25 protein-coding genes and 1 tRNA gene are annotated in these 21,932 nt (G+C 65.8%); 10 read left to right on the top strand and 16 right to left on the bottom strand.

Features of this window, described 5'->3' with window-relative positions:
• Positions 1 to 5: 5 nt before the first annotated feature.
• The 8 genes from HNO88_RS02670 to ykgO all read right to left on the bottom strand — a co-directional run bounded on the left by HNO88_RS02670 (position 6) and on the right by ykgO (position 6,406).
• A complete protein-coding gene (locus HNO88_RS02670; protein ID WP_184242539.1) occupies positions 6 to 953 on the bottom strand; it encodes an alpha-E domain-containing protein in 948 nt (315 codons plus the stop codon).
• A 217-nt stretch (positions 954 to 1,170) separates the two neighbouring features.
• Complete coding sequence (locus HNO88_RS02665; protein ID WP_184242538.1) at positions 1,171 to 2,613, bottom strand: circularly permuted type 2 ATP-grasp protein; 1,443 nt, start codon at positions 2,611 to 2,613, stop codon at positions 1,171 to 1,173.
• 123 nt (positions 2,614 to 2,736) lie between these two features.
• A complete protein-coding gene (locus HNO88_RS02660) occupies positions 2,737 to 3,258 on the bottom strand; it encodes a CAP domain-containing protein (protein WP_184242537.1) in 522 nt (173 codons plus the stop codon).
• Positions 3,259 to 3,702: 444 nt separating this feature from the next.
• Entirely contained in the window at positions 3,703 to 4,368 is a 666-nt protein-coding gene (locus HNO88_RS02655; RefSeq protein WP_246381129.1) for a L,D-transpeptidase family protein, read from the bottom strand.
• Positions 4,369 to 4,371: 3 nt separating this feature from the next.
• Positions 4,372 to 5,007, bottom strand: a complete 636-nt coding sequence (locus HNO88_RS02650; protein ID WP_184242536.1) for a PEPxxWA-CTERM sorting domain-containing protein — start codon at positions 5,005 to 5,007, stop codon at positions 4,372 to 4,374.
• Positions 5,008 to 5,095: 88 nt separating this feature from the next.
• A complete protein-coding gene (locus tag HNO88_RS02645; protein WP_184242535.1) occupies positions 5,096 to 5,365 on the bottom strand; it encodes a hypothetical protein in 270 nt (89 codons plus the stop codon).
• A gap of 189 nt (positions 5,366 to 5,554) precedes the next feature.
• Entirely contained in the window at positions 5,555 to 6,193 is a 639-nt protein-coding gene (locus tag HNO88_RS02640; protein ID WP_312856978.1) for an HAD family hydrolase, read from the bottom strand.
• Positions 6,194 to 6,280: 87 nt separating this feature from the next.
• On the bottom strand, positions 6,281 to 6,406 hold the full coding sequence (gene ykgO, locus HNO88_RS02635) for a type B 50S ribosomal protein L36 (protein WP_003046794.1): 126 nt from the start codon (positions 6,404 to 6,406) through the stop codon (positions 6,281 to 6,283).
• A gap of 188 nt (positions 6,407 to 6,594) precedes the next feature.
• Here ykgO and HNO88_RS02630 point away from each other — a divergent pair, with 188 nt between their 5' ends.
• The 3 genes from HNO88_RS02630 (at position 6,595) to HNO88_RS02620 (ending at position 9,232) form a co-directional block, all read left to right on the top strand.
• A complete protein-coding gene (locus HNO88_RS02630; protein WP_184242534.1) occupies positions 6,595 to 7,341 on the top strand; it encodes a hypothetical protein in 747 nt (248 codons plus the stop codon).
• Positions 7,342 to 7,457: 116 nt separating this feature from the next.
• Positions 7,458 to 8,063, top strand: a complete 606-nt coding sequence (locus tag HNO88_RS02625) for a DUF4136 domain-containing protein (RefSeq protein WP_184242533.1) — start codon at positions 7,458 to 7,460, stop codon at positions 8,061 to 8,063.
• Positions 8,060 to 9,232 (top strand): M14 family metallopeptidase, encoded by a 1,173-nt coding sequence (locus HNO88_RS02620; RefSeq protein ID WP_184242532.1) that lies wholly within the window; start codon positions 8,060 to 8,062, stop codon positions 9,230 to 9,232. The genes HNO88_RS02625 and HNO88_RS02620 overlap by 4 nt, the downstream gene beginning before the upstream one ends.
• Before the next feature lie 218 nt (positions 9,233 to 9,450).
• On the opposite strand, the gene HNO88_RS02615 is transcribed toward HNO88_RS02620, so the two are convergent.
• From HNO88_RS02615 to HNO88_RS02600, 4 genes are all read right to left on the bottom strand, one after another.
• Positions 9,451 to 10,227, bottom strand: a complete 777-nt coding sequence (locus tag HNO88_RS02615) for a hypothetical protein (protein ID WP_184242531.1) — start codon at positions 10,225 to 10,227, stop codon at positions 9,451 to 9,453.
• A gap of 216 nt (positions 10,228 to 10,443) precedes the next feature.
• Positions 10,444 to 10,872: a cytidine deaminase gene (locus HNO88_RS02610; protein WP_184242530.1), complete on the bottom strand. Its 429-nt coding sequence runs from the start codon at positions 10,870 to 10,872 to the stop codon at positions 10,444 to 10,446.
• Complete coding sequence (locus tag HNO88_RS02605; protein WP_184242529.1) at positions 10,869 to 11,594, bottom strand: glycoside hydrolase family 25 protein; 726 nt, start codon at positions 11,592 to 11,594, stop codon at positions 10,869 to 10,871. The genes HNO88_RS02610 and HNO88_RS02605 overlap by 4 nt, the downstream gene beginning before the upstream one ends.
• 8 nt (positions 11,595 to 11,602) lie before the next feature.
• On the bottom strand, positions 11,603 to 12,085 hold the full coding sequence (locus HNO88_RS02600) for a UPF0262 family protein (protein WP_184242528.1): 483 nt from the start codon (positions 12,083 to 12,085) through the stop codon (positions 11,603 to 11,605).
• A gap of 321 nt (positions 12,086 to 12,406) precedes the next feature.
• On the opposite strand from HNO88_RS02600, the gene HNO88_RS02595 reads away from it, so the two are divergent.
• The 4 genes from HNO88_RS02595 (at position 12,407) to HNO88_RS02580 (ending at position 16,208) form a co-directional block, all read left to right on the top strand.
• Complete coding sequence (locus HNO88_RS02595) at positions 12,407 to 13,924, top strand: replicative DNA helicase (RefSeq protein WP_184242527.1); 1,518 nt, start codon at positions 12,407 to 12,409, stop codon at positions 13,922 to 13,924.
• Between the two features lie 2 nt (positions 13,925 to 13,926).
• Entirely contained in the window at positions 13,927 to 14,673 is a 747-nt protein-coding gene (locus HNO88_RS02590) for an SDR family NAD(P)-dependent oxidoreductase (protein WP_312856977.1), read from the top strand.
• A gap of 375 nt (positions 14,674 to 15,048) precedes the next feature.
• Positions 15,049 to 16,056, top strand: a complete 1,008-nt coding sequence (gene bla, locus HNO88_RS02585; protein WP_376768746.1) for a class A beta-lactamase — start codon at positions 15,049 to 15,051, stop codon at positions 16,054 to 16,056.
• A gap of 78 nt (positions 16,057 to 16,134) precedes the next feature.
• Positions 16,135 to 16,208, top strand: a tRNA-Cys gene (locus HNO88_RS02580).
• Between the two features lie 201 nt (positions 16,209 to 16,409).
• On the opposite strand, the gene HNO88_RS02575 is transcribed toward HNO88_RS02580, so the two are convergent.
• The 4 genes from HNO88_RS02575 to HNO88_RS02560 form a co-directional block, all read right to left on the bottom strand.
• Complete coding sequence (locus HNO88_RS02575) at positions 16,410 to 17,120, bottom strand: hypothetical protein (RefSeq protein ID WP_184242526.1); 711 nt, start codon at positions 17,118 to 17,120, stop codon at positions 16,410 to 16,412.
• Positions 17,113 to 17,403, bottom strand: coding sequence for a hypothetical protein (locus HNO88_RS02570; protein WP_184242525.1), 291 nt, complete (start codon positions 17,401 to 17,403; stop codon positions 17,113 to 17,115). The genes HNO88_RS02575 and HNO88_RS02570 overlap by 8 nt, the downstream gene beginning before the upstream one ends.
• A complete protein-coding gene (locus HNO88_RS02565; RefSeq protein WP_184242524.1) occupies positions 17,396 to 17,596 on the bottom strand; it encodes a hypothetical protein in 201 nt (66 codons plus the stop codon). Before HNO88_RS02565 ends, HNO88_RS02570 begins: the two co-directional genes overlap by 8 nt.
• 402 nt (positions 17,597 to 17,998) lie before the next feature.
• A complete protein-coding gene (locus HNO88_RS02560) occupies positions 17,999 to 18,643 on the bottom strand; it encodes a hypothetical protein (protein ID WP_184242523.1) in 645 nt (214 codons plus the stop codon).
• 324 nt (positions 18,644 to 18,967) lie between these two features.
• Here HNO88_RS02560 and HNO88_RS02555 point away from each other — a divergent pair, with 324 nt between their 5' ends.
• The 3 genes from HNO88_RS02555 (at position 18,968) to HNO88_RS02545 (ending at position 21,794) form a co-directional block, all read left to right on the top strand.
• Positions 18,968 to 19,831, top strand: coding sequence for a DUF4747 family protein (locus HNO88_RS02555; protein ID WP_184242521.1), 864 nt, complete (start codon positions 18,968 to 18,970; stop codon positions 19,829 to 19,831).
• On the top strand, positions 19,818 to 20,315 hold the full coding sequence (locus HNO88_RS02550; protein WP_184242519.1) for a hypothetical protein: 498 nt from the start codon (positions 19,818 to 19,820) through the stop codon (positions 20,313 to 20,315). The genes HNO88_RS02555 and HNO88_RS02550 overlap by 14 nt, the downstream gene beginning before the upstream one ends.
• A 294-nt stretch (positions 20,316 to 20,609) precedes the next feature.
• Positions 20,610 to 21,794 (top strand): hypothetical protein, encoded by a 1,185-nt coding sequence (locus HNO88_RS02545; RefSeq protein ID WP_184242517.1) that lies wholly within the window; start codon positions 20,610 to 20,612, stop codon positions 21,792 to 21,794.
• Positions 21,795 to 21,932 lie beyond the last annotated feature (138 nt).

Below are 21,932 nucleotides of genomic sequence, written 5' to 3'. Positions count from 1 at the left end.
CCGTCCTATGCGATGAACCGGTAATCGGAGGCGATCGCCTCGCCGATCCGATAGGTGCGACCGATGTAGTCCTGCAGGAACTCGTGCAGGCCGCCCTCGAAGATCTGCTCGATATTGACGTCGTGCAGGCGCGTGCCGGCGTCGCGCAGCAGCTGGTGCGCCTGTGTCTCGGCGCCGTACTGCTTGGCGAGGCCGGCCATGTTGCTGCGGATCTTCTCGAAGCAGAACACCAGGCTGCGCGGGAACCGGCCGTCCAGGATCAGGAACCTGGCGATGCCGCGCGGGTCCATCGAGCCCGCGTGAAGCCACGAATAGGCGCGGTTGCCCGCGACCGAGCGCAGCAGCGTGTCCCATTGCACGTTGTCGAGGCTGGAGCCGACCCACGCAACCGACGGCAACAGCACGTAGTACTTCACGTCGAGGATGCGCGCGGTGTTGTCCGCGCGCTCGATGAAGGTGCCGATGCGGGCGAAGTTGAACACTTCGTTCCGCAGCATCGATCCTTCCATCGCGCCGCGCACCAGGGTGGCGCGCTGGCGGATGGTGGAGAGCACTTCGCGCAAGTTGGTCTCGCGCACCGGGCGCGCCAGCAGCTCGCGCAGGATCATCCAGGTTTCGTTGGTGGCTTCCCAGACCTCGTTGGTCAGGCTGGTGCGCACCACCCGCGCGTTGGTGCGCGCATTCTCGATCATCGAGAGCACGCTGCCGGGATTGTCCCGCTCGCGCAGCAGGAAGTTGAACACTGCCGCGCCGGTCAGCTCCTGCTTGCGCGCCAGGAACGCGGCCTCCTGGCCGGTGGTGATCAGGACGGAGCGCCACTCCTCCTCCTGGCGGGCCCGACTGCCGCGGGTGAGCGCGAGGTGGAAACCCACGTCGATCAGGCGCGCGGTGTTCTCCGCCCGCTCCAGGTAGCGCGCCATCCAGTAGACGCCGTTCGCGGCCCGGCCGAGCATCAGTGGGGTGCTCCGGTGGTGGCACGATGCAGCGGCACGCCTCTACCCACCACTTCGTCATTCCCGCGCACGCGGGAATCCATCTCCGGTGCTATCGCTTGGCCCGCCGGTCGCGTGGCCCACCGTCGCGGCGGATGGCGAAGGCTTAGGAGATGGATCCCCGCGTTCGCAGGGATGACGAAGGAAGGGGAGCGCCAGAGCGCGCGCGCAAGCAAGCTCATTCGTCCAGCACCCAGCTGTCCTTGGTCCCGCCGCCTTGCGAGGAATTCACCACCAGCGAGCCCTTCTTCAGCGCCACGCGGGTCAGCCCGCCAGGCGTGATGTCGATGCCATCGGGCGAGCACAGCACGAACGGCCGCAGATCGACGTGGCGCGGCGCCAGGCCCTCCTTGGTGAAGATCGGCACGGTCGAGAGCGAGAGCGTGGGCTGCGCGATGTAGTTGTCCGGCTTGGCGCGCAGCTTCAGCGCGAACTCGGCGATCTCCTTCTTGGACGAGGTCGGGCCGATCAGCATGCCGTAGCCGCCGGAGCCGTGCACTTCCTTCACCACCAGCTCGGACAGGTTGTCGAGCACGTAGGCGAGCGAATCCGCCTCGCTGCAGCGCCAGGTCGGCACGTTCTGCAGGATCGGCTTCTCGCCGGTGTAGAATTCGACGATATCGGGCATGAAGCTGTAGATCGCCTTGTCGTCGGCGATCCCGGTGCCCGGCGCATTGGCGATGGTGACGCCGCCGGCGCGGTAGACGTCCATGATGCCGGCAACGCCCAGCACGCTGTCGGGCTCGAAGCTCAGGGGATCGAGGTAGTTGTCGTCCACCCGGCGATAGATCACGTCGACCGGTTTGTAGCCCTCTGTCGTGCGCATCTGCACGCGACCGTTGCACACGCGCAAGTCGCTGCCCTCGACCAGTTCGGCGCCCATCTGGTCGGCCAGGTATGCGTGCTCGAAGTAAGCAGAGTTGAAGATGCCCGGCGTCAGCACCGCCACGGAGGGTCGTGCACCGCCCCGTCCATCGAAGCGCGCCGGCGCGCAGGCCTGGAGCGAGCGCATCAGCCGGCGCGGATAGTCCGAAACCGGCCGCACCGGGATCCTGGTGAACAGCTCGGGGAACATCGCCATCATCGTCTCGCGGTTCTCGAGCATGTACGAGACGCCGGACGGCGTGCGGGCATTGTCCTCCAGCACCATGAACTCGTCCGGCCCGGTGCGGACCAGATCGATGCCGACGATGTGGGTGTAGACGCCGCCGGGCGGCGTGAACCCGATCATCTGCGTCAGGAACGCTTCGTTCTCGCGCAAGAGGTTCACCGGCAGGCGGCCCGCCTTCACGATCTCCTGGCGATGGTAGAGGTCCTGCAGGAAGGCGTTGATCGCCCGTACCCGCTGCTCGATCCCGCGAGTCAGCTTGCGCCATTCGCGGGCGGTGATGATCCGCGGGATCATGTCGAAGGGGATCAGCCGCTCTTCGCCGGCATCGTCGCCATAGACGTTGAAGGTGATGCCGATGCGGCGGAAGAAGCGCTCGGCCTCCGCGTCCTGGCGACGCAGCCAGGCGATGTCCTGCCCGTCGTACCAGTCGCGAAAATCGGCATAGGCGGCACGAACGGAGCCGTCCCCATGGAGCATTTCGTCGTAGCGTGACCCGCCCGCAGAACTCATCGTGACTCCCGTTTGTCACAGTGATGCATTAAGCATGCCTGCTTGCCAAGCGGGTTACGCTGCGAGTGCGAAAGAAAAGCGGGTCGCTCGCCAGAAGCCATGCCGGGAGCCACGCCCCAGCGGTCAGAACGGCCGCTCACCGATGTAGTTGCCGGCCTCGCTGTAGCGGCACACCAGCACGTCCTCGCGGGTGCCGCTCGCAAGGGCACATCCGACGCGCCGCGTCTCGCGCCAGACCAACTGGGTATAGTGCCCCACGTCCTCCACGCGGCCGGTGGTGCTGTTATGGGGAAAGGTGCCGGGGCGGAAGTAGCGCTTCTCGCGCACCCAGCCATCGACCATCGCCTCCAGGCCATAATAGCCGCGCGTGCCGGCCCACAGGTTCTCTCCCTGCGGCTCATCGGCGCGCTCGGGCGCATGCTCGAAGCGGCCGCTGGCGGACAGATGCGCCGCCCAGAGCCGCGCCGAGGCGGCAAGCGCCGGATCCCAACGCAGCGGCGCGATCCCGAGCGCCGAGCGTTCGCGGTTGTGCGCGGCGAGAACCCGCTGCTCGAAGCGGCCGGTGAAATCGCTCGCGCCCATGATCGCCGGCGCGCTCGCCAGCAGGACCACACCGAGCACTCTCCTTGCCCACTGCCGCGACATCGACCCGCACTCCACCGCAATGCGGAGCCTTGTGGACGAGCGCGATGACCGGGCGGTTTGGGGCTATGGTTACCGGGTCGTTCAGATCTTCGCGTGTGGTTTCAACACGTTGGAGGCGGGTAGATGCAGAGTTGGCGGTGATCGAGGCGGTTCTTCGATCCTCCCCTGCAAGGGGAGGTGGCGCGCGCATCGCGCGTGACGGAGGGGTGTAACCCTCTCGCTCACGCGCTACTCCAGCGGGGACACCCCTCCGTCAGCCGCTTCGCGCCTGCCACCTCCCCTTGCAGGGGAGAATCGACGAAGCGTGGTTGTGGCTATTACGGTGGTATGTCGCAGTCCGGCGGATCTTGAGCGAAGCCATAACCTTCGAGCCGGTTTCGATTCACCGAACTCCGCTCGAACTCTCCGCCCCCCGCCTCAAGAAAGCGCAACGCCGATACGCCCTCAACGGCGCCCATGGCCGATGATCGCCACCCGGTCGCCGCGCCGCGCCTGGTCGAACAGGCGCCGCGCGAACTCGGGCGGTACGCCGATGCAGCCGTGGGTGGCTGCAGCGGCGCGGACATCGCTGGCGTGGATGGCGACGCCATCGGGCGTGAGGCGCAGCATGTAGGGCATCGGCGCGTCATACAGCGTGGAGCGATGATGCCGCGCGCGTGCGAGGATGGGGTAGACGCCCGGCGGCGTGGGCTTGGCATCCGCGCCATAGAGGATCACGGCCGAGCCGATCTCATGCCCGGCACGGAAGACGGAGAGCACTTGCAGGCCCAGGTCCACCCGGATCCAGACCGGCCCGGCAGGCACTCCAGCCTCGTTCCACACGAACTCGCCGAACTGCATGGGCCGCCCGATATCGAGCAGACTGCGCACCTGGCGGCGCTCCCCATCGGGAAGGTCCAGCACCGGCAGATGGGCGGGCGGATAGCTGATGCGGCCGTGCGCTGCCGGGGCCGCCGCGACCGGTAGCGCCACCGGCGCGCTCGGCGCGAGCATGGCCGCCGCGACCAGCCAGACCGCGCCCAGCAGCCCCGCAAGCGCTGCGCCTGCGCGCCAGCGACGGCGCCGCACGCGGCGTGGGTCCTCCATCCTGACGAGGTAGACGCGGGCCAAGCGTCAGCCGCGCCGGATTGGGCCGAGCGCCGGACGATTGCGCAACGCCTGGCCGATCGCGCCCAGCCCCAGGATCATCATTGCCCAGGTGGCCGGCTCCGGCACGGCGGGTCCGGGCGGAACGGGGCCCTCCGGCTGCGTCGCGGCGGGATTCGGCGAGACGTCTCCTCCGCCGAACGAGGGTACATCGAAGCCGGGCGCCTGGCCGGGCAGGCCGATGCCGGGCACGTCGAAGGCCGTGGTCGGCGAACCCAGAAGGCCGGCGTCGAACGGCGGCTGGGCGAGCGCGAGCACCGGTGCGGCGGGGCGGGTGCGGACATTGGACAGCACCCGCTCTTGCGGCAGCACCCCCGCCGGTCGCGGCGCGCCGGCCACGCGGCGATTGGCAGCGAGCCGTCGCTTGGTCTGGAGCAGCGCGCCGCCCACTCGCGCGCCCGGAGAGCGAGCCGAGAACACCGACAGGGGATTGCGCAGCGTCGCGGCCACCGCGGCGCGATCCTCGGCCCGCGCGAACAGGCCAAGGTAGGCGGCGGTGCCTGCCGCGAGGAGGAGCGCAAAGCCACCCAACCGCCGCTGGAGCGGCGTCAGCTTTGCCAATAGTCGCTTGATCGCCTCCATGGCGCGAATCCCCCGCAGCATCCTGTTTTAACAGGACGATGTGCTGCGCAGTTCCGCGTATGATCCAGAGTGGACCCAGTTGCTTTACGGAGAGGCCGAGGCCGCCACCTCAGGCGAGTTCGCGCTGCTGCTCTCGCGCCGGGGTAAAGGCGATCGGCAGGCCCTTCATGCCCCAGGCGCCGGGAAACGGACGCCCGCCCGGCTCGGGCGGCAGTGAGATGAGCTGCTCCTGCGTGAACCGCCCTTGGGGTGCCCTCCTGCCCCAAGTGGCCGACGACGTCGGCGTAGGGCGGGCGCAACTGGTCGTCGCGGCCGAGCAGTTCGCGCATGCGCGGCACTCGTGGATGACGAAGCCGTTGCCCTCCCACTTGGCGAGCAAGGGATGGAACGGCGCGCGCCTTGTCGAACTCGGCCCTTGGGTTCTCGCCCATCGCCGGCGTGCCCAGCGGCAGAGGATAGAGCGCGAGACTCTGGAGCGATTGCATGGCTTTCCTCTCCGCCGTTCCGGATACTAAGCGAGTGCTTAGTTCGGGTGAGGATCAGCGTCGACGCTATGGGCGATCGTGGCTCAGAGCAGGCCGCGGGCCAGCAGGTCGGCCTCCAGCGTGGCGGCGTCCCGGAAATGGTGCACCTGCCAGCCGAGCGCGCGGGCCGCGGTCACGTTGGCGACGTTGTCGTCGATGAACAGCATGGCGGCCGGCTCATGACCGAAGCGGCGGGCGGCAAGCTCGAAGATACGCGCATCGGGCTTGGCCAGCTTCTCGTCGCCCGACACCACGACATCGCGAAAGTGCGCGAAGGGAGCCTGGGTCGGGCGGAACTCGGCCCAGAACGGGCTCGCGAAGTTGGTGATGGCATAGAGCGGCACGCCACGTGCGGCGAGGCGCTCCAGCAGTTCGTGCGATCCCTCTACCGGACCGGGGATGGTCTCGCCGAAGCGAGTGGCATAGGCATCGATCAAGGCGGCATGATCGGGAAAGGCCAGCTTGCGCTCCGCCACCATCTCGGCAAGCTCGCGCCCCGCGTCGTGCTGGAAGTGCCATTCCTCGCTGACGACATGCGTGACGAACCACTCGAGCTGGTCCGGATCGTCGATCAGCTTGCCGAACAGGCAGCGCAAGTCCCATTCGACGAGCACGCGGCCGACATCGAAAACGACCGCGGCAATCGGGGCCTCGACTGGCGGGGTTCCTTCGGTTCCGGACACAACAAAAGCCCCCGCATAGGCGGGGGCCTCGAACGGCGATGCGATCCCGCCGTGAGTGCCGGCGTCCCGAGGGGACGCCCGCGAAGATCAGCCCTGACGCGCCTTGAAGCGGCGGTTGGTCTTGTTGATCACGTAAGTCCGGCCGCGGCGACGGATGACACGGTTGTCCCGGTGGCGGTCCTTCAGCGACTTGAGGCTGTTGCGGATCTTCATGGTCGTTCTCTCGTGATTCGCTATTGGGGCGGTTACCGACCGCCGGAAAATCGAAGCCGCGCCGTTAAGGGCGTGGCGATCCCGAGTCAAGGTGGTGTGATCCGGTGGCCAAGAAAGCCGCCGTTCATCGCCCCGCAACCACCGTCGTGCTTCGATGACGATCGGCGGCGTATATTTCAGGAAGTCCCATGCGAACAATTCCCGCCGCTGTGCTCGCCGCCTGCGTCGTGGTTGCGCCCTCCTCCTCGTTTGCCCGGCCGGGTGGCTGGGGTGGTTCGGGATGGGGCGGCGGCTATGGCGCGGGCTGGAACGACCCGCCGATCGATCGCCCTGTTCGCTCGATGAATCGCTCGACCAGCCGCTCGGACCCGCGCGAGGGGCGCATCCAGGTCAGCCGATTCATCACGCAGGACTTGGCCGGCATCGATCAGCTGGGACACGGCGCCGTGGCGGTCAGCTCGCTTGCCGGACCCGGCAATGACAGCCCAGTGGCGACCGGCACGCGCGACTACCTGGCACAGGGCGCCCGCGCGCCGTTCGAAGCGGCCGTGCTCGATCGCCTCGTCGCCCTGGGCTACGACACCATGCATGCCGACCCTACCGGCGGACAGGTCGCCGAACTGCGCGTCACCCGCGAGGTGCTGGTCCCCGGCGAGATCAAGCGCAGCCCGGTCAGCGGCACCGCGGCGATGGAGGTGGGCACCCGCGGCTCCGCCTATGGCCTTGGCATCAACGTCGACATGACCAAGCCGCGCTCGGCGCTGCTCTCCACCCGGCTCGACGCCCGCATCAAGGATCGCGCCACCGGCAAGATCCTGTGGGAAGGCAATGCCCAGATCGCCACGCGCGAGGGCGACGATCGCTGGACCGACGGCGCGGTCGCGACGCGCCTGGCCGAAGCGCTGTTCGACGACTTCCGCCAGCCGACCGGCTAGAGCGGGGCTCTATCCGGCAGACCCCTTGCCCCCTGGCCCCCTTGCATAGCCGCACCTTCGCGCACAAATCCTTGGGGCACCGGGACAAACCCGCGGGCACCCACGGAGACGATGCCATGACGCCACTCGCCCGCGTGCTGTTGCCGGCCCTGGCCGCCGGAACGTTGCTGTCCGGCTGCGCCACACCCGTTGGCCCGGTCGAGGTCACGCGCTTCCACTTGCCCGACACCACGGTACTGGGCCGCGGTACGATCCGGGTGGAGCCGGCGCCCGGCGACGATGGCTCCAGCATCGAGTTCCGCACCTATGCCGCCGCCGTCGCGCAGGAGCTCACGCGATTGGGCTATAGCGAGGCGGTACCCGGCGGGGCAGCGGGCGCCCAAGTCGCGGTGCTGCACGTGGAGCGCGAGACGATCGCGCCGGCGCGCCGCAACGGCCCGGTTTCGGTCGGCGTCGGCGGCGGCACCGGCAGCTATGGCTCGGGCGTAGGCCTGGGGCTCGGCATCAACCTGTCGGGCGCGCCCAAGGACCAGGTCGAGACGCGGCTGAGCCTGACCATCCGCGACCGCGCCAGCAATCAGAGCCTGTGGGAAGGCCGCGCCCGCTTCGCCGTGCCGGCCAACGCGCCGCTGGCGCAGGCCCCGCTCGGCGCTGCCAAGATGGCGCAGGCGCTGTTCAGGGGCTTTCCCGGAGAGTCGGGCGAAACTATCGTCGTTCCATGACCGCTATCCAGATCAGCTCCGCATTCGATTCCGGCAACATCGAGGTTCTCTCCATCCAGGGCGACGAGGCGCGCCTCGCCATCCGCCGGGACATCGATTCTGATTTCTTCCAGTGGTTTCACTTCCGCGTCTCGGGCGCTCGCGGGCGTGAGCTGACCCTGCGCATCACCGGGCTCAACGGCTCGGCCTATCCGATGGGCTGGCCGGGGTACGACGCGCGGGTGTCGGAGGACCGCCAGTTCTGGGGCCTCGCGCCGTCGACCTGGGATGGCAGCGCCGATGGCGGCACCCTGACGATCCGCCATACGCCCGCGAGCGACCTTGCCTGGTTCGCCTACTTCGCGCCGTATTCGACCGAGCGGCACCATGACCTCGTCGCCCGGATCGCCGCCGCGCCGGGCGTCGACTACCGATGCCTCGGCACCACGCTCGACGGACGTTCGCTGGACAGCCTGGAGACCGGCGCCGGACCGGTGCAGGTCTGGCTCTACGCGCGCCAGCATCCGGGCGAATCGATGGCCGAGTGGTGGATGGAAGGCGCGCTGGAGCTGCTCGCCGATCCGGCCAACTCGGTCGGGCGCGAGCTGCGCCGGCGCTGCCGCATCCACGTCGTGCCCAACGCCAACCCGGACGGCTCGGCGCGCGGGCACTTGCGCACCAACGCCGCGGGCGTGAACCTCAACCGTGAGTGGGAGTCTCCCACGGCCGAACGCTCGCCCGAGATCGTCGCTATCCGGAATGCCATGGATGCGAGCGGGGTCGACTTCGCCATGGACGTGCACGGCGACGAAGCGATCCCGGCGGTGTTCCTGGCCGGATTCGAGGGCATCCCCTCGCTGCGGCCAGAGCAGTCCGAGGGCTTTCGCCGCTATGCGCAAGTGCTGGAGCGCCGCACGCCCGACTTCCAGACCAGGCGCGGCTACCCGGTGACGCCGGCCGGCCGGGCCAACCTGGCGATGTCGACCAACCAACTCGCCGAGCGGTTCTCGGGACGCGGCTGCGTCTCGATGACGCTGGAGATGCCGTTCAAGGACCACGACGACGCGCCCGATCCGCGCCAGGCGTGGAGTCCGGAACGCTCCAGGCAACTCGGCCGCGACTGCCTGGGCGCGCTGCTGGAGTGGCTGGACGCGCGTGACAGCGCGGGTGAGCTGGTGGACTATCCGTGAGGGTATCCGGCCCTGAGAGAGCACGCCCGAAGGGCATGCTCCACGTGCCCGAAACAAACCCACGTCGGCCCCGCGCAGGCGGGGGCCCCGCTTGTTCTTTCTTCGGTATTATTCGTTCGGAGGGAGCGGGGCCCCCGCCTGCGCGGGGGCGACGTAGGATTGCCTCGTTCTGCGCCTTTGCTCGATAAAGGCTCCGAACCCGATACCGCCGCTGACGCTCAGCCCGCCGCTTTCCTGACCGAATAGTCGATCCGGATCCGCACCCACTCGCCGACCTGCGGCTTGTTGTCGATGCGCGGCGGCTTGACCAGGAACTGCCAGGCCGCGTTCTGCACCGCGCGGCCGAAGCCGGAACCGCGCGGCGATTCGCCCAGGATCTGGCAATCCTCGACATGGTAGCGCTCGACCGTGCGGCAGGCGATCAGGCCCCAGCCTTCGAGCGCGCCATTCTGCGGCATGTAAGTCGCCAGCTCGGCATCGGTGGGACGGCGGTACCAGTCGGCCTCGTAGAGCCGCACGCCGCCGGGGCCCTCGCCCGGTCCATATGCGGTGCGCGAATCGGTGCCCTTGCCGTTGCTGTCCGATCCTTGCGCGCGGCCCTTCATCTTGCCGATGTCGGCGGCGGCAAGGTCGGCCTTGGACATTTGGATGAAGCCGGGGATGCCGTCCTCGGCATCGGGACGCTCGACCTGCTTCTGGATGGTGATCGGCGGCTTGGGCGTGGCGCTCGCCGGCTGCGGCTTGGCGCGCGTGGCGACATGCGGCGCCTTGGGCCGTGCCTGCGTGGAGCGGGCGGTCTTCTCGGGGTTTTCGGCCTCGACGCTGAACGTCACCGTGCGCCGCTGCTCCGCGCGCTCGGGCGCGACCACGGCCTGGAACACGAAGGCCAGCACCACCAGGGCGATGATGCCGATCGACAGGACGGACGACACCAGCCGCTCGCGCGGGGAGCCCGGCTGATACCCGGTCCTGGGTCGATCGCTGTCCGAGTCCATCGCGCGCGGCGCTAACCGGGAAGCGCCCGCGCGGCAATCATGGCTTGCGGGCGCGACAATTCGTTACGCATTGCTGCCCTCCCCGTCAGGGGGGAGGGGGACCGCCAGCGTAGCTGGTGGTGGAGGGGTGTAACCCGCTCGGTCGAGCGCTACACCAGCGGTGACGCCCCTCCGTCACGCGCTCCGCGCGCGCCACCTCCCCTTGCATGGGAGGATCTAGGGTTTAGCCAGGTTCGCCGGGCCGAACGCGTGGGGCAACAGCGCCGACAGCGTCGTCTCCACCACCTCGTCGCCGTCGCACCAGACCACCGGGTCGGTTCCGCCCAGCTGCGCGACTTCGTTGAGCATCTGCCGGCATCGGCCGCACGGCGTCACCGTCGCGCCCTGCCCCGCACGCCCCGGCGCACCGCCCGTCACGGCGACCGACACCAGATCCCGCCGACCGCCTTCGCTCAGCACTTTGCCCACCGCTACCGTCTCGGCGCAAAGCGACAGGCCGTAGCTGGCGTTCTCGACATTGGCGCCCGTCACCACCGAGCCATCGGCGAACTGCAGCGCCGCGCCGACGTGGAAGTTCGAATAAGGCGCGTAGGCGCGCGTCGATGCTTCGCGCGCGAGCGCCAGGAGTTCGTCGCGCCCGATCATCGCTGGATCACCACCCAGCGCAGGCCTTGGTCGGAAACCTCGTTTGCCAGCGCCGTGTTCGCCGTCCACATCGTCCAGGGCCGCCCCGCATAGTCGGGTTGCACGCGGTCCTCGACCAGCCACAAGTTGCGGTCCAGCTTGCGCGCGACGCCGTAGCGCGCCTCGAAGGGCTTGGTGATCTTCAGCACGGTGGCCTTGCCGGTGTGCGTCTCGACCTGGTTGAGGAAGGTCATCAGCTCGCTTTCCACTTTGGCGTCGGTAACCTTGACCGGGCATCCGTCCGCCAGCATGTCGAGCTCCACGGCAGGCGGCAGGAGCGCGGCATCGCGCGGCACGGTGGTGACGAAGTTCGCCGCTTGCCGGCCCGCCGGCTGGCAGGGATCGTAACGGTGCACCGCACCCACCGGCATGCCCGCCGCGCGCGCTTTCTCGAAGTTGGCGACGAAGGCGGGATCGCGCGCGAAGACGCTGACGCTGGCATCGAGGTAAGCGAAGTCGGCACCGATCGCCTTGAGCGATGCGAAGCTCACCTCGCCGTCCGCCGCGCCCACTTCCACGCCCTGCATCGGAAACGCGGCGCGCTCGGGCGTCCAGTGGTGCAAGTGCCACCAGGCCCAGCCCCCGCCGATCAACGCGACCAGCAGCAGTGCGCCCGCGATGCGCAGGCCCAATCCGGTCTTGGCGCGCCCCCTGCCGGAGCGCTGCTTGGTTCGTCGTGCCATGGTGCCCTTCAGCCGCGGATGTGCAGGACGCAGATGAGGGTGAAGAGCCGCCGCGCCGTGGCGAAATCGGTTTCGACCTTGCCCTCCAGCCGCTCCAGCAGCAACTCCGCCGCCTGGTTGTGGACGCCCCTGCGGGCCATGTCGATCGTCTCGATCTCCAACGGCGTCGCCTTGCGGATCGCCTGGTAATAGCTCTCGCAGATCGCGAAGTACTCGCGGATCGGCCGGCGGAAGCGCGCGAGGCCCAGGATTAGCGATTCGAGCGGCTCGCCCGCGCCGTCGGAAACCTCCAGCGACAGGCGCCCGTCACGCACCGCCAGGCGCAGGCGATAGGGGCCGTGATGACCCGCCTCGAACGCCCGCAGCGGCTTGAAGGTGTTGTCCTCGATCAGGTCGAAGATCGCGATCCGGCGCTCCTGCTCGATGTCGGCGTTGCGCCACAGGATGGTCGCCTCGTCGAGCTCGATATGGGAAATGCGCAGGTCCGCCATGGTGGCGGGGCCTTACGCTTTTGTGGCAATTGGGGAAAGGCGGGTTTCACGCGGAGGCGCGGGGACGAGGTCGCTGAGCGCCACAGGCCATCTTACATCCGGCAGTGGCGTGCTGCCAGGCCCTGTCCGCAAGGCTGGTTCGCCGCGAGGGACGTAGATTCTCCTTCTCGCTGCGCCTCTGCGCGAACCATTTTTCTTCCTGTTCTTCCTCCGCGACTCCGCGCCTCCGCGTGAGCCGTCCCACGATCCACAGCCTGTGGAAGAATATCGAAAAATACTCCGCTTGCTCCCATCCGCACCCGCGCGCAAAATCGCCGGCTTATGGCAACGGCACCCTCTCTCGTCCGCGATGCGGAACTCCCGGCGATTCGCGCGCTGCCCTCGAACGTGGAGGCGGAAGCCGCGTTCCTGGGGGCTGTCCTGATCGACAACCGCGTGCTGGAGGAACTGCAGACCCCGCTCACCCCGGGTCACTTCTTCGAGCCCGTGCACGCCCGCATCTTCGAGCGGCTGACCCAGCTGCTCGACCGCAAGGCGGTGGTCACCCCTGTCACCCTGCGTCCCTACTTCGAAGCGGACGAGGCACTGAAGGCACTGGGCGGCGTCTCCTACCTCGCCCGCCTGACGGCCGACGGCCAGGGCCTGCTCGCCCCGCGCGAGCTGGCGGACCAGATCTACGACCTGGCCTTGCTGCGCGAACTTGTGTCGGTCGGGCGCGGCCTCGTCGAAGGGGCGATGGACACCTCCGAATCGGTCGAACCGCTCGAGCAGATCGAGCACGCCGAAGCCGCGCTTTACAAAGTGGCCGAAGGCGCCTCGACCGGTAGCGAGGCCAAGAGCTTCGCGTCGGCCACCCGCGTCGCCATCGAATCGATCGAAAAGGCGTTCAATTCGGGCGGCCATATTTCCGGCAAGACGACCGGGTTCGACTCGATCAACGGCAAGATCGGTGGCCTGCACGATTCCGACCTGATCATCCTTGCCGGGCGTCCGGGCATGGGCAAGACCTCGCTCGCCACCAACATCGCCTTCAACGCCGCCGAGCGCCTGCGCCGCGACATCGCCGACGGTATCCCGGTCGAGAAGTCGGTCGGCGCCGCCACTGCCTTCTTCAGCCTGGAAATGAGCGCCGACCAGCTCGCCACGCGTATCCTGGCCGAGCAGTCGGGCATCAGCTCCTCGGCCCTGCGCATGGGCAAGATCAGCCGCGAGGATTTTCAGCAGCTCTCCTTCGCCAGCCAGCGTCTGGCCGAGCTGCCGCTCTACATCGACGACACGCCAGGCCTGACCATCGCCGGCCTGCGCACGCGCGCACGGCGTCTGAAGCGCCGGCACGACATCGGCCTGATCGTCATCGACTACCTCCAACTGCTGCAAGGCAGCGGCCGCGCCAGCGACAACCGCGTGAACGAGATCTCCGAGATCAGCCGCGGCTTGAAGACACTGGCCAAGGAACTGCACGTCCCCGTCATCGCCCTCTCGCAGCTCAGCCGCGCGGTCGAGCAGCGCGACGACAAGCGGCCGATGCTGTCGGACCTGCGCGAATCGGGCTCGATCGAGCAGGACGCCGACATGGTCTGGTTCGTCTATCGCGAGGACTACTACGCTATGGCGACCCAGCCCAAGGAAGCCAGCGACACCGATCCGCCCGACGTGCGCGCCAAGTGGGAGGACTGGAAGGAGAAGATGGAGCGCATCACAGGCCTCGCCGAACTGATCGTCGGCAAGCAGCGCCACGGCGCCACCGGCAAGGTGCGCCTGCGGTTCGAGGCACGGATCACCAAGTTCTCCGACCTCGCGCCCGACGACATGCGCGCCGCCTACGGCGACGACGACTGAGTGTGAGCGCCGCTGCCGGAAAGGTGCTGCTGATCGCCGGCGGCAGCGGCTCGGTCGGCAGCGCGATCGCCCGCGCGGCGCTGGACGAGGGGTGGACGCTCGCGATCCACGGTCGCAGCGAGGTTAAGGTCGCAGGCCTGGTGGCCGCTCTGGGCGTCCGTGGCCCTGCCGAGGGCTTCCTCGTCGACATCTGGCAGGTGGATGCCGCGGACACTCTGGTCGCCGAAGTTGTCGAGCAGTTCGGTCGTCTCGACGCGGTAATCGACTGCACGGCGACCGGCCCGTCCGGAATCACCGGCCTGTTCGCGCAGGCGGAGCCCGCCGCCTTCGGGCATTTCCTCGATCTCTCGGTGGGCTGGCTGCAGCGCCTTGCCCATGCCGCCTATCCGCATCTGGCGCGCGAAGGCGGGACCTTGCTCTCGTTCGTCTCGGACGCCGGCGTCTTTGCTGCCCCGCGCCAGGCGCTGATCGGAGCGGCGCGCGCGGGCGCAATCGGCTTCATCCGCAACTTCGCGCTGGAAGCCGCGCGTGACGGCATCCGCGCGCATTGCATATCGCCCAGCTACGTCGAAGGCAACGACAGCGCGCGCAAGCTGGGTTCCGAGCGCATGGCCAAGGCCGCCACGCGCGCGGGGCTGGGCTTGCCGACGGCCGAGGACATCGCGCCCTTGGCCATCTTCCTGTGCGGAGACGGCGCGCGCAAGATCACGGGTCAAGTGATCAGCGTCAACGGCGGTCTGAACGCTTAAAGATCCTCACGTGCAAGGCTGTGCCGAGCTCGTCGAAGCAGGCGCTGCAGGCAGTGGTAGAGCGCTTTCACCCTCCTGGCCGGGTACGCCGCCACCGGTGACGCCGCTCCGCCCGTCCCGTGGACTGCCACCTCTCCCTGCAGGGGAGAATCGATGGGTCCCTCTGGCGCATTCCGCACATCCGGGTCGTGGAGCGGGGTTCATAGCACGCGATCCGAGCGCCTCGACGCTCGCGTCGCAGCGCCGGTTCCTGAAATAGTCGCACCCAGCAGGCAACTTGTCGCGAACCTGTGGCGTTTGCGCGATCGGCAGTTAAGCCTTTGCCAAGATAATACGATCTAGGGTGGCCCTGCGTCGGGGGCAGGCAGGACTGATATGAACCGATTCTTCCGGGCAGCGGCCGCGGCCGTCGCCATGCTGATGCCGCTCGCACCTGCATACGCCGGTAGCGTCGAAAGCTCCGGCATCGACGAGGTGCAGAGCGCGTTCGATACGCTGCTGGGCACCCAGCAGCGCGCGCCACGCACCTATCAATCCGGGTTCGAGCAGCAGCTCGCCGCCCTTGCCGAAGCGTCGCAAGGCCGCATCGGCGTCGCCGCGCTCGATCTGGGCTCGGGTCGCACGGTGGACGTGCTGGGCGACCAGCGCTTCCCGATGGCCAGCACCAGCAAGATCGCCATCGCCGCTGCTTTCCTCGAAGGCGTGGACCAGGGCCGCTTCAGCCTCTCCAGCGAATATCCGCTGTTGATGCCGGTGCCGTCCAAGCCCTTTTCCAGCACCGTCGCCCCGGTCCGCCCGGGCACGTACATGAGCGCGCGCAGCCTGATCGAGGCGATGATCACGCGCTCGAACAACTACGCCACCGATGCGCTGCTCAAGGTCGTGGGCGGTCCGCGCGCGGTGAACGACTGGGTGCGCCGTGCCGGCGTGACCGACTGGCACATCGACCGCGACATCGCCACCCTCGTGCGCGACGACGGGGCGGTCAATCCAGCCACCACGATCGACAGCCGCGACAGCGCGACGCCGCTGGCGATGGTCCGCCTGCTCTCGCAGATCTACAACGGCCAGATGCTCAGCGCGTCCAGCCGCGACGTCCTGCTGGGCGCGATGGGCCGCTGCGTCACCGGCAAGCGCCGTATCCCCGCGCTGCTGCCTTCGGGCACCACGGTGCTGCACAAGACCGGGTCGCTGGCGAACACTTCCAGCGATGTCGGTATCATCCGCACGCCCGAAGGTCGCGCCTATGCCGTCGCCATCTACGTGACCGGCCAGGGCAACCGCCTCAACCGCGAGAGCCGCATCGCCAGCATCGCCCGCGCCTTGTTCCACGGCTACGCCGGCGAGCCCTCGCAAACCTACCCGCGCACCGCGGCCCGCTGACGCGCAACGCGAATCCCGTTGCGCGCCGCGGGCAGGGTTGCTAGGCGCGCTTCTCCCCGCAAGGGGCACGCCCCGGATGGCCCGATGGCGGAGTGGTTACGCAGAGGACTGCAAATCCTTGCACGCCGGTTCGATTCCGGCTCGGGCCTCCATTTTTTCCGTGTGTTAGCAACACCTTAGTGCGTTCACGACGCGTTCTTCGGAAATGCCGTGTTGCATCCTGTCGCCGCTGGATACCGCGCATTTCCGCCGATTTCGTGTGAGTACCGGCGTGTCCGTGCGACATGCGTGCAACAAAAAGGGCCCCGCCGAAGCGAGGCCCAAGGTCAGTCGACTCGAGGCCGAAGAAGGCGTTAGTTCAGGTTGCTGGCGACTGTGCAGCCTGGCGAGCGGAACGGCGAGTGCCGCAGCCGGAAGGCGTAGCCGCCCCAAGCCGACTTGACCCGCTGGCAGCGTTCCTCCCGTATTCGCTTGAGGGTGCGCCGCATGATGGCCCGATCGCCTAGATCGCCCTCCGGTGCGGGGATCTCAGTCTCCGCAAGCTGGTAGTAAGGTGATACCTCAAGCCAGCGCTCCTGTCCGAACTCAGCACTGCCGCCGCCGTGCATCGTGTCGTGCTCGGTGTCAGGGTCGCTGATCGCGCAGCCGGGAGCGCCCTGAGCGCCCACGCCAAAGCCCCAGTGCCCAAGACCACTGCTGATCTCGTCCTCGGTGCACTGACCGCTGTGGTCGTCCTCCTCGGGCGCGTCGTCCTCTTCCTCGTCCTCAAGGATCACTCCGCGCCAGACATCGAGCGGCTTGCTGTTCAGCTTGCCGGTTCGGCGGGTCGAGGCGGGCAGCGCGTGCCATTCGCACCAGGAGGGGTCGCCATGCTCGTCCCCACTCAGTTCGGTGTCGCCACCGTCCTCAAGGTCAGGGTCGCCCTCCATGATATCGACCTGCTGAATCAGGTACTCGATCATCTCGCCCAGCTCTTCGCGAGCACGTTCCGCGCCGAGACGGTGGCGAAGCTCTCCTGGCCCGACATAGCGCCGGCCGCTTGTCTTGATTTTCATCTCAAGCATTGGACGCCTCCCGCACTGCCAGAAGCAAGGTGCCGCAGATGATCTCGATCGCTTCGGCCCGCTCTCCGAGGCTGGTCGCAGCCTCTTCTATGAGGTCCGCGCAAGCGTAGAAGCGCCGCCGTTCGCAGTCGGGGGGCAGGTCGTCAGCGGCCTCCTTGATGATACGGGCAAGCTCCACGGCGCGCTCGACTGATGTCTGGCAACCGCGGGCCAGTTCCTGCGCAATGGCGCTCTGTTCCGCGAGCGATGCGCGGCTGGTGGGAGAGATCGCTTGCTCAAGCATGACGCGCCCCCCTCAGTGCTTCGGTGACGCCGAAGAGGAAGAACCCGACATCCCGCTTGAACGGCTCGGGGCTGTTCAGCAGCGGGCGCAGGCGCTTGAGCAAGCGGATGCGTGCGGCATGATGCTCTGCGATGTTCGGAAATAGGACGGGCGCCATAGCTGCGCCTTCCTTGGACAAGTCGTGTCCTGTCATGGTGGTTACTCACTAGATCGGCCTCTCACAGCCGAGTTCCCCGGTGACGGACCGGGTGCCGGGAGGGTGAGAGCCTGCTAGTGAGACAGGTGAGACGTTTTCCCCCCGAAAGGGTATTGTATGTGCGCCTCGCTCCCGACATAAGGGGTCGGCAAGCGGTGGACGCCAATCCACGCTCGTACGAACAGCCGCCAAGCTGTTCAGGCAGATGGGCTCCGCGCCAACGGCGCCTCACCTGCTTCACTAGTCCGGGCTCTCACACCCACGGACATAAATGCTCCGAACGAAAACAAAGCGCAAGCCTCCCTCGCCAAGGGGAGGTCTAAGCGCGTGCAGCTTGCAGACTATACGGCTGGCGCTCGCCGTATCCCTGATCCGTGTGGCCCGTCGCAACAGTGACTGCTAACGACCATTGCTTACTGCAAGGATCGGCAGAAGATGCCGTTCAAGCACGCCTATGCACCTGTCGACACGCTCCATCAGACGATCGCTGCCGGCGCGATCTCCACTCGTGAAAATACTCTCTTCAAGCCATTTTACATTAAGCACTGCAACGGTAGCGGCGGCATCCTGAACCTTCACAATCTCATTTGCGATCTCCTTCATTGCCTCTTCTACCTCACGGCCAAAGAGTGCTTTTGAGATTGCAACTTGATTAATGACCTGGTCCCAATCTTGGCGATAGCGCTCAAAGCGGGCGCTCGTGATTTTCGCTCGGATCTCAAGAATCTTGCGGTCAACATCCGATCCTTCGGGCATTTCATCAAGCTGCCGCGTTATGTCTGCGGAGACATACTCTTCGTATGTGAGATTTCCGTCTCGCACGACCTGCAGGTTCCGCTTAGCACGATATGCCGCCGAAAGCGCGGTCTCCGCAGCAGAGAACCTACGCTCATAACTCTTTTGCTGTCTGAACTGCGTAAAGGTATTGGCGGCCTTCCAAGTTGCGTAAAACGCGGCGCCTACGGCCGCCCATGCTGCAGTACCCGAAAGCATGGAGCCGGCCGCATCCCAATCAACATCGCACAGGCTTGAGCCGATGCTCATCTAGAATTTCCTCTGCTTGCCTGAGAGAAAGACTTAGCAGTGAATGCATGCACGGGAAGAGAGCTCTCGGCGATAGCGTGACGCCCGAACATTCCGCGCGTGCGAGCACGCCAGACCCACCATCATGGGACGCCAGCCGGCGCGAGTGGTTCTTGGCGGTGCGGGTAGGATTGGACGTGCGGAGGGCCAAGCGCGCGGCAGACTCCGGCGGCGCGCTTGTCTGCGGCCGGGATGAGGCGGCGCTTGAAAGCGCCTAGCGCCGCCTTCGTTTGACTCCTCCCGAGTCCGCCGGGTAGCGGTCCAGTCATCAAGGCTGGGGGCAGCATGGCAGAGACGCTTGAGGTCGGTTTTCTCAATATCGTGGCAACACCGCACCCGAAGGGCGTCTACCGCAGGCTCTTAACGGCAGCTGCGGAACACCCCGTTGATTTTTGGGGTGCATATAAGGCGGCTATTACCAAGCCGATCAGTCTGCATGAGGACGACACATTTCATACCTTCCAGCTAATCGTGTGGATGGAGATCAACCCGGATGAGCCGGCAATCGACAAGGCGAAGTTGAAGAAGGCCGCCTTCCCAACGCAAGGGCGAGAGTTCACCGCCACCTATGGCGTCAATGGTCGAGTGTTCTACTGCATCTTCGATGAGAAAACACACCAGCTCACCTTCGAGGCGAGAAACGAGGATCGGCAGACAATCTCCCCCACGCGAGTGGGAAAGATATTTTCAGAATTGCTGAGCCCGAAGGTCCTCGGCGTGGATGCGGAGCTTGTCGAAGTAACCGTCGTGCCGACAGACGATGCGATCACTTACGTCCTCGGCTTGGCTCGCTTGGACAAGGTCGAGATCCTTGTGAAGCGACCGAACCAGGACGATATTACCACTGAGACCAACCGGGTGATGAAGGATCTGATCGAGCAGAACGCCCGATCGGAGCGGCGCGAAATTACCCGGCAGGCAAAAACCGATGGGATTGAACTGAGCGAGGAGAACGAGACTTACGCTCGGGTGGCCGCTCACAATGGGTACGTCAACTCGTCGGGTTTGGATGAGAACGAGGTCCATGCTAGACGCTCAACGAGGGAGGTGCCCAAGATTGTCAAACGTGCAATTGCCCAAGGCGTCACATACCTCGCAGCGCTTCGAAGCCTTGCGCGGGAAGCTCGCGACAATCGTGAGCAGCTTTGAGCCCTTCCGCATTTACTGGAGCGTCTATGGCGGCTTGTCTGCGCTCCTGAAATCCATCTACCTGTGGCTGTCAGTCTTGATCACCGCGGGCTGCTATCCGTTTTGGCTAGATCGCGGGTTCCTGAGCGACGAACGCCCTGTCGCCGACGTGTTGCTAACCGTCATCCCGGCGCTCATGGCTTTCACTTTGGCGGGCATGGCAATTGTCCTCGCCCTTTCGGGAAAGCGTTTTACGAATGCTATCCGAGAAGGAGGAAGGCCGGACTCCCTCTTCATGAGGGTCGTCGTCCTTTTTTTCCACTTCATCTTGGTCCAGGCGGTTGGACTGGTGCTGGCGCTGTTTTCCCGAAGCTATCCTGATCAGAGCTGGCTCGCGGGAGTGGCGTTCTTTTTCGCAACCTATGGGATTGCTTCGGCCGTCGCGATCGCGGCGATGCTTCTCAACATCTCCCGCATCTACAACATCACGGGCGGAGAGGACTGAGGGCTGAACTGAAAAAGGCGCCACGACCGAAGCCGCGGCGCCCTTCTGGCTTAGTTAGTGCCCAGGTCGTACCGGCTATTAGCAGTTCGACGCGATCAACGTCCCTGCCCGCTTGCCGCTGCCGACAGTCTCGGTGGAGATCGTTTAAGTGGTCTGCACCTCCTCCAACTTGAATCGGCCGAACACGTCACGCGCCAGGAGCATGTCGTTGATCGACAAAGGGGAGTGTCCAGCTTCAATTTGACATAACGCTACATGGCTGCTGGTGTATCTTGCACTGCAAGGGGGGAAGATATGCGTTTCGTGCTGATCCTAGCGTGTGTTTTTGCATCACTATCTTCGACGGCTGTTTTCACAAAAACCGCTTTTGCTCAGTCCTCCAAAGAAGTGCCGAGATTTTACGTTTGTTATACGTACGAGAGCAACAAGTTCGGATATGCCAAGTCATACATCGGCAAGGTTTTCCAAAGAAGCTATGATCCGACTCAATCCGACGAACTTGCTGCCGATCGGAAGGTCTCAGAGCAGCATTGGCGGGAATACCCAGCCGTTTACAGTAAGGCCCTTTATTCGGGACTATGTAAAGAGTTTGGCTCGCGGAAAGCGGCTGAAAGCGAAAGATTGAGTCTGCTTGCTGATGATGCGCAGGAGGCCTCAGTAGATTTCAACTATGGCGATGACCCAGAAGAGCAATCTAATCTTGATCATGACGACGCATCTATCAAGACCGTCACTCTGACTCTGAGGGGTATGCAGGGAGGCCGCACTCTTTGGGCTAATGTGGACCTTCAGTATCGATTTATCGAATGTGCGGGCGCTTTACATGTAGCTTATGCGGTCAAACCTAAGACTATTCGATATGATGGATCGACCGAGTCGCTATACGGGCGATTAAACCTGACAAGCGTGCATATGATAGTCGACATATTGGCGCGACCAAATGCCGCCACCGGATATGCTGGCAAGGTTGACGTGATTGATGACCAGTTTGCGGGCGATTCTCTCGGGATGGGGTGTTTTGATGGTCAGCTCCACAAGGTCGCTATTTCTGACATGTGGCGGCCATTCACTAAAGACAAAGCATCCTACAAAGATTTCGTAGCCAGCCTTTCGCTTAGTCCTAGCGCTACGCCCATCCACATCGGCAATATCGGCGACTTCCCCGACAAACGCGGCGAAGGATCAAGCTCGCCCGCCGCCTCAGCGCAGGCCGAGGCCAAAGCAGCGGCATCGGCTGCTGAGCGCGTGGAGGCGGAAAGGCAGGAGGCCGCGCGTGCTTCGGCTAACGCGGAACAAGCTAAGCGAGCTCAAGATCAGCTTGCCGCGAACAAGGCCGCTAAGGACGCGTACGACGCCGCTCTAAGTCGGCAGCAGGCCCGAGTGGCGGAGTACGAACGATTGAGCCGGATCCATGCTGAAGAGGTAGAAAAGGCCCGGATTGCTCAGGAAGAGTACGAGCGCCAGATCGGGAAGATGTGAGTTAGCAATTTGTGGTCCGTTGCCGTGTTGTGGGCGCCCCATGCTCCCCAAGCTCAGCCCGGTGGTGGTCTATGTTTCATCACGCGCACGTTCCGAGATCGGTTGCGGAGATTGTGGCTCAGGAGAGACGGGTTGAGC

The sequence above is a fragment of the Novosphingobium chloroacetimidivorans genome, from assembly GCF_014204535.1.
Classification (GTDB): Bacteria; Pseudomonadota; Alphaproteobacteria; order Sphingomonadales; family Sphingomonadaceae; genus Novosphingobium; species Novosphingobium chloroacetimidivorans.
Note: the sequence above shows the minus strand (reverse complement) of the source record. Positions and strands in the feature narration are given on the sequence as shown.

What these genes read in the sequence shown, in the direction of transcription:
- HNO88_RS02620 (WP_184242532.1), top strand. Translation starts at nt 8,060, where the DNA reads ATGACCGCTATCCAGATCAGCTCCGCATTCGATTCCGGCAACATCGAG.
- ykgO (WP_003046794.1), bottom strand. Translation starts at nt 6,406, where the DNA reads ATGAAGATCCGCAACAGCCTCAAGTCGCTGAAGGACCGCCACCGGGAC.
- HNO88_RS02615 (WP_184242531.1), bottom strand. Translation starts at nt 10,227, where the DNA reads ATGGACTCGGACAGCGATCGACCCAGGACCGGGTATCAGCCGGGCTCC.
- HNO88_RS02650 (WP_184242536.1), bottom strand. Translation starts at nt 5,007, where the DNA reads ATGCTGCGGGGGATTCGCGCCATGGAGGCGATCAAGCGACTATTGGCA.
- HNO88_RS02560 (WP_184242523.1), bottom strand. Translation starts at nt 18,643, where the DNA reads ATGAGCATCGGCTCAAGCCTGTGCGATGTTGATTGGGATGCGGCCGGC.
- HNO88_RS02555 (WP_184242521.1), top strand. Translation starts at nt 18,968, where the DNA reads ATGGCAGAGACGCTTGAGGTCGGTTTTCTCAATATCGTGGCAACACCG.
- HNO88_RS02595 (WP_184242527.1), top strand. Translation starts at nt 12,407, where the DNA reads ATGGCAACGGCACCCTCTCTCGTCCGCGATGCGGAACTCCCGGCGATT.
- HNO88_RS02660 (WP_184242537.1), bottom strand. Translation starts at nt 3,258, where the DNA reads ATGTCGCGGCAGTGGGCAAGGAGAGTGCTCGGTGTGGTCCTGCTGGCG.
- HNO88_RS02570 (WP_184242525.1), bottom strand. Translation starts at nt 17,403, where the DNA reads ATGCTTGAGCAAGCGATCTCTCCCACCAGCCGCGCATCGCTCGCGGAA.
- HNO88_RS02625 (WP_184242533.1), top strand. Translation starts at nt 7,458, where the DNA reads ATGACGCCACTCGCCCGCGTGCTGTTGCCGGCCCTGGCCGCCGGAACG.
- HNO88_RS02630 (WP_184242534.1), top strand. Translation starts at nt 6,595, where the DNA reads ATGCGAACAATTCCCGCCGCTGTGCTCGCCGCCTGCGTCGTGGTTGCG.
- bla (WP_376768746.1), top strand. Translation starts at nt 15,049, where the DNA reads ATGAACCGATTCTTCCGGGCAGCGGCCGCGGCCGTCGCCATGCTGATG.
- HNO88_RS02600 (WP_184242528.1), bottom strand. Translation starts at nt 12,085, where the DNA reads ATGGCGGACCTGCGCATTTCCCATATCGAGCTCGACGAGGCGACCATC.
- HNO88_RS02605 (WP_184242529.1), bottom strand. Translation starts at nt 11,594, where the DNA reads ATGGCACGACGAACCAAGCAGCGCTCCGGCAGGGGGCGCGCCAAGACC.
- HNO88_RS02610 (WP_184242530.1), bottom strand. Translation starts at nt 10,872, where the DNA reads ATGATCGGGCGCGACGAACTCCTGGCGCTCGCGCGCGAAGCATCGACG.
- HNO88_RS02545 (WP_184242517.1), top strand. Translation starts at nt 20,610, where the DNA reads ATGCGTTTCGTGCTGATCCTAGCGTGTGTTTTTGCATCACTATCTTCG.
- HNO88_RS02665 (WP_184242538.1), bottom strand. Translation starts at nt 2,613, where the DNA reads ATGAGTTCTGCGGGCGGGTCACGCTACGACGAAATGCTCCATGGGGAC.
- HNO88_RS02670 (WP_184242539.1), bottom strand. Translation starts at nt 953, where the DNA reads ATGCTCGGCCGGGCCGCGAACGGCGTCTACTGGATGGCGCGCTACCTG.
- HNO88_RS02565 (WP_184242524.1), bottom strand. Translation starts at nt 17,596, where the DNA reads ATGACAGGACACGACTTGTCCAAGGAAGGCGCAGCTATGGCGCCCGTC.
- HNO88_RS02575 (WP_184242526.1), bottom strand. Translation starts at nt 17,120, where the DNA reads ATGCTTGAGATGAAAATCAAGACAAGCGGCCGGCGCTATGTCGGGCCA.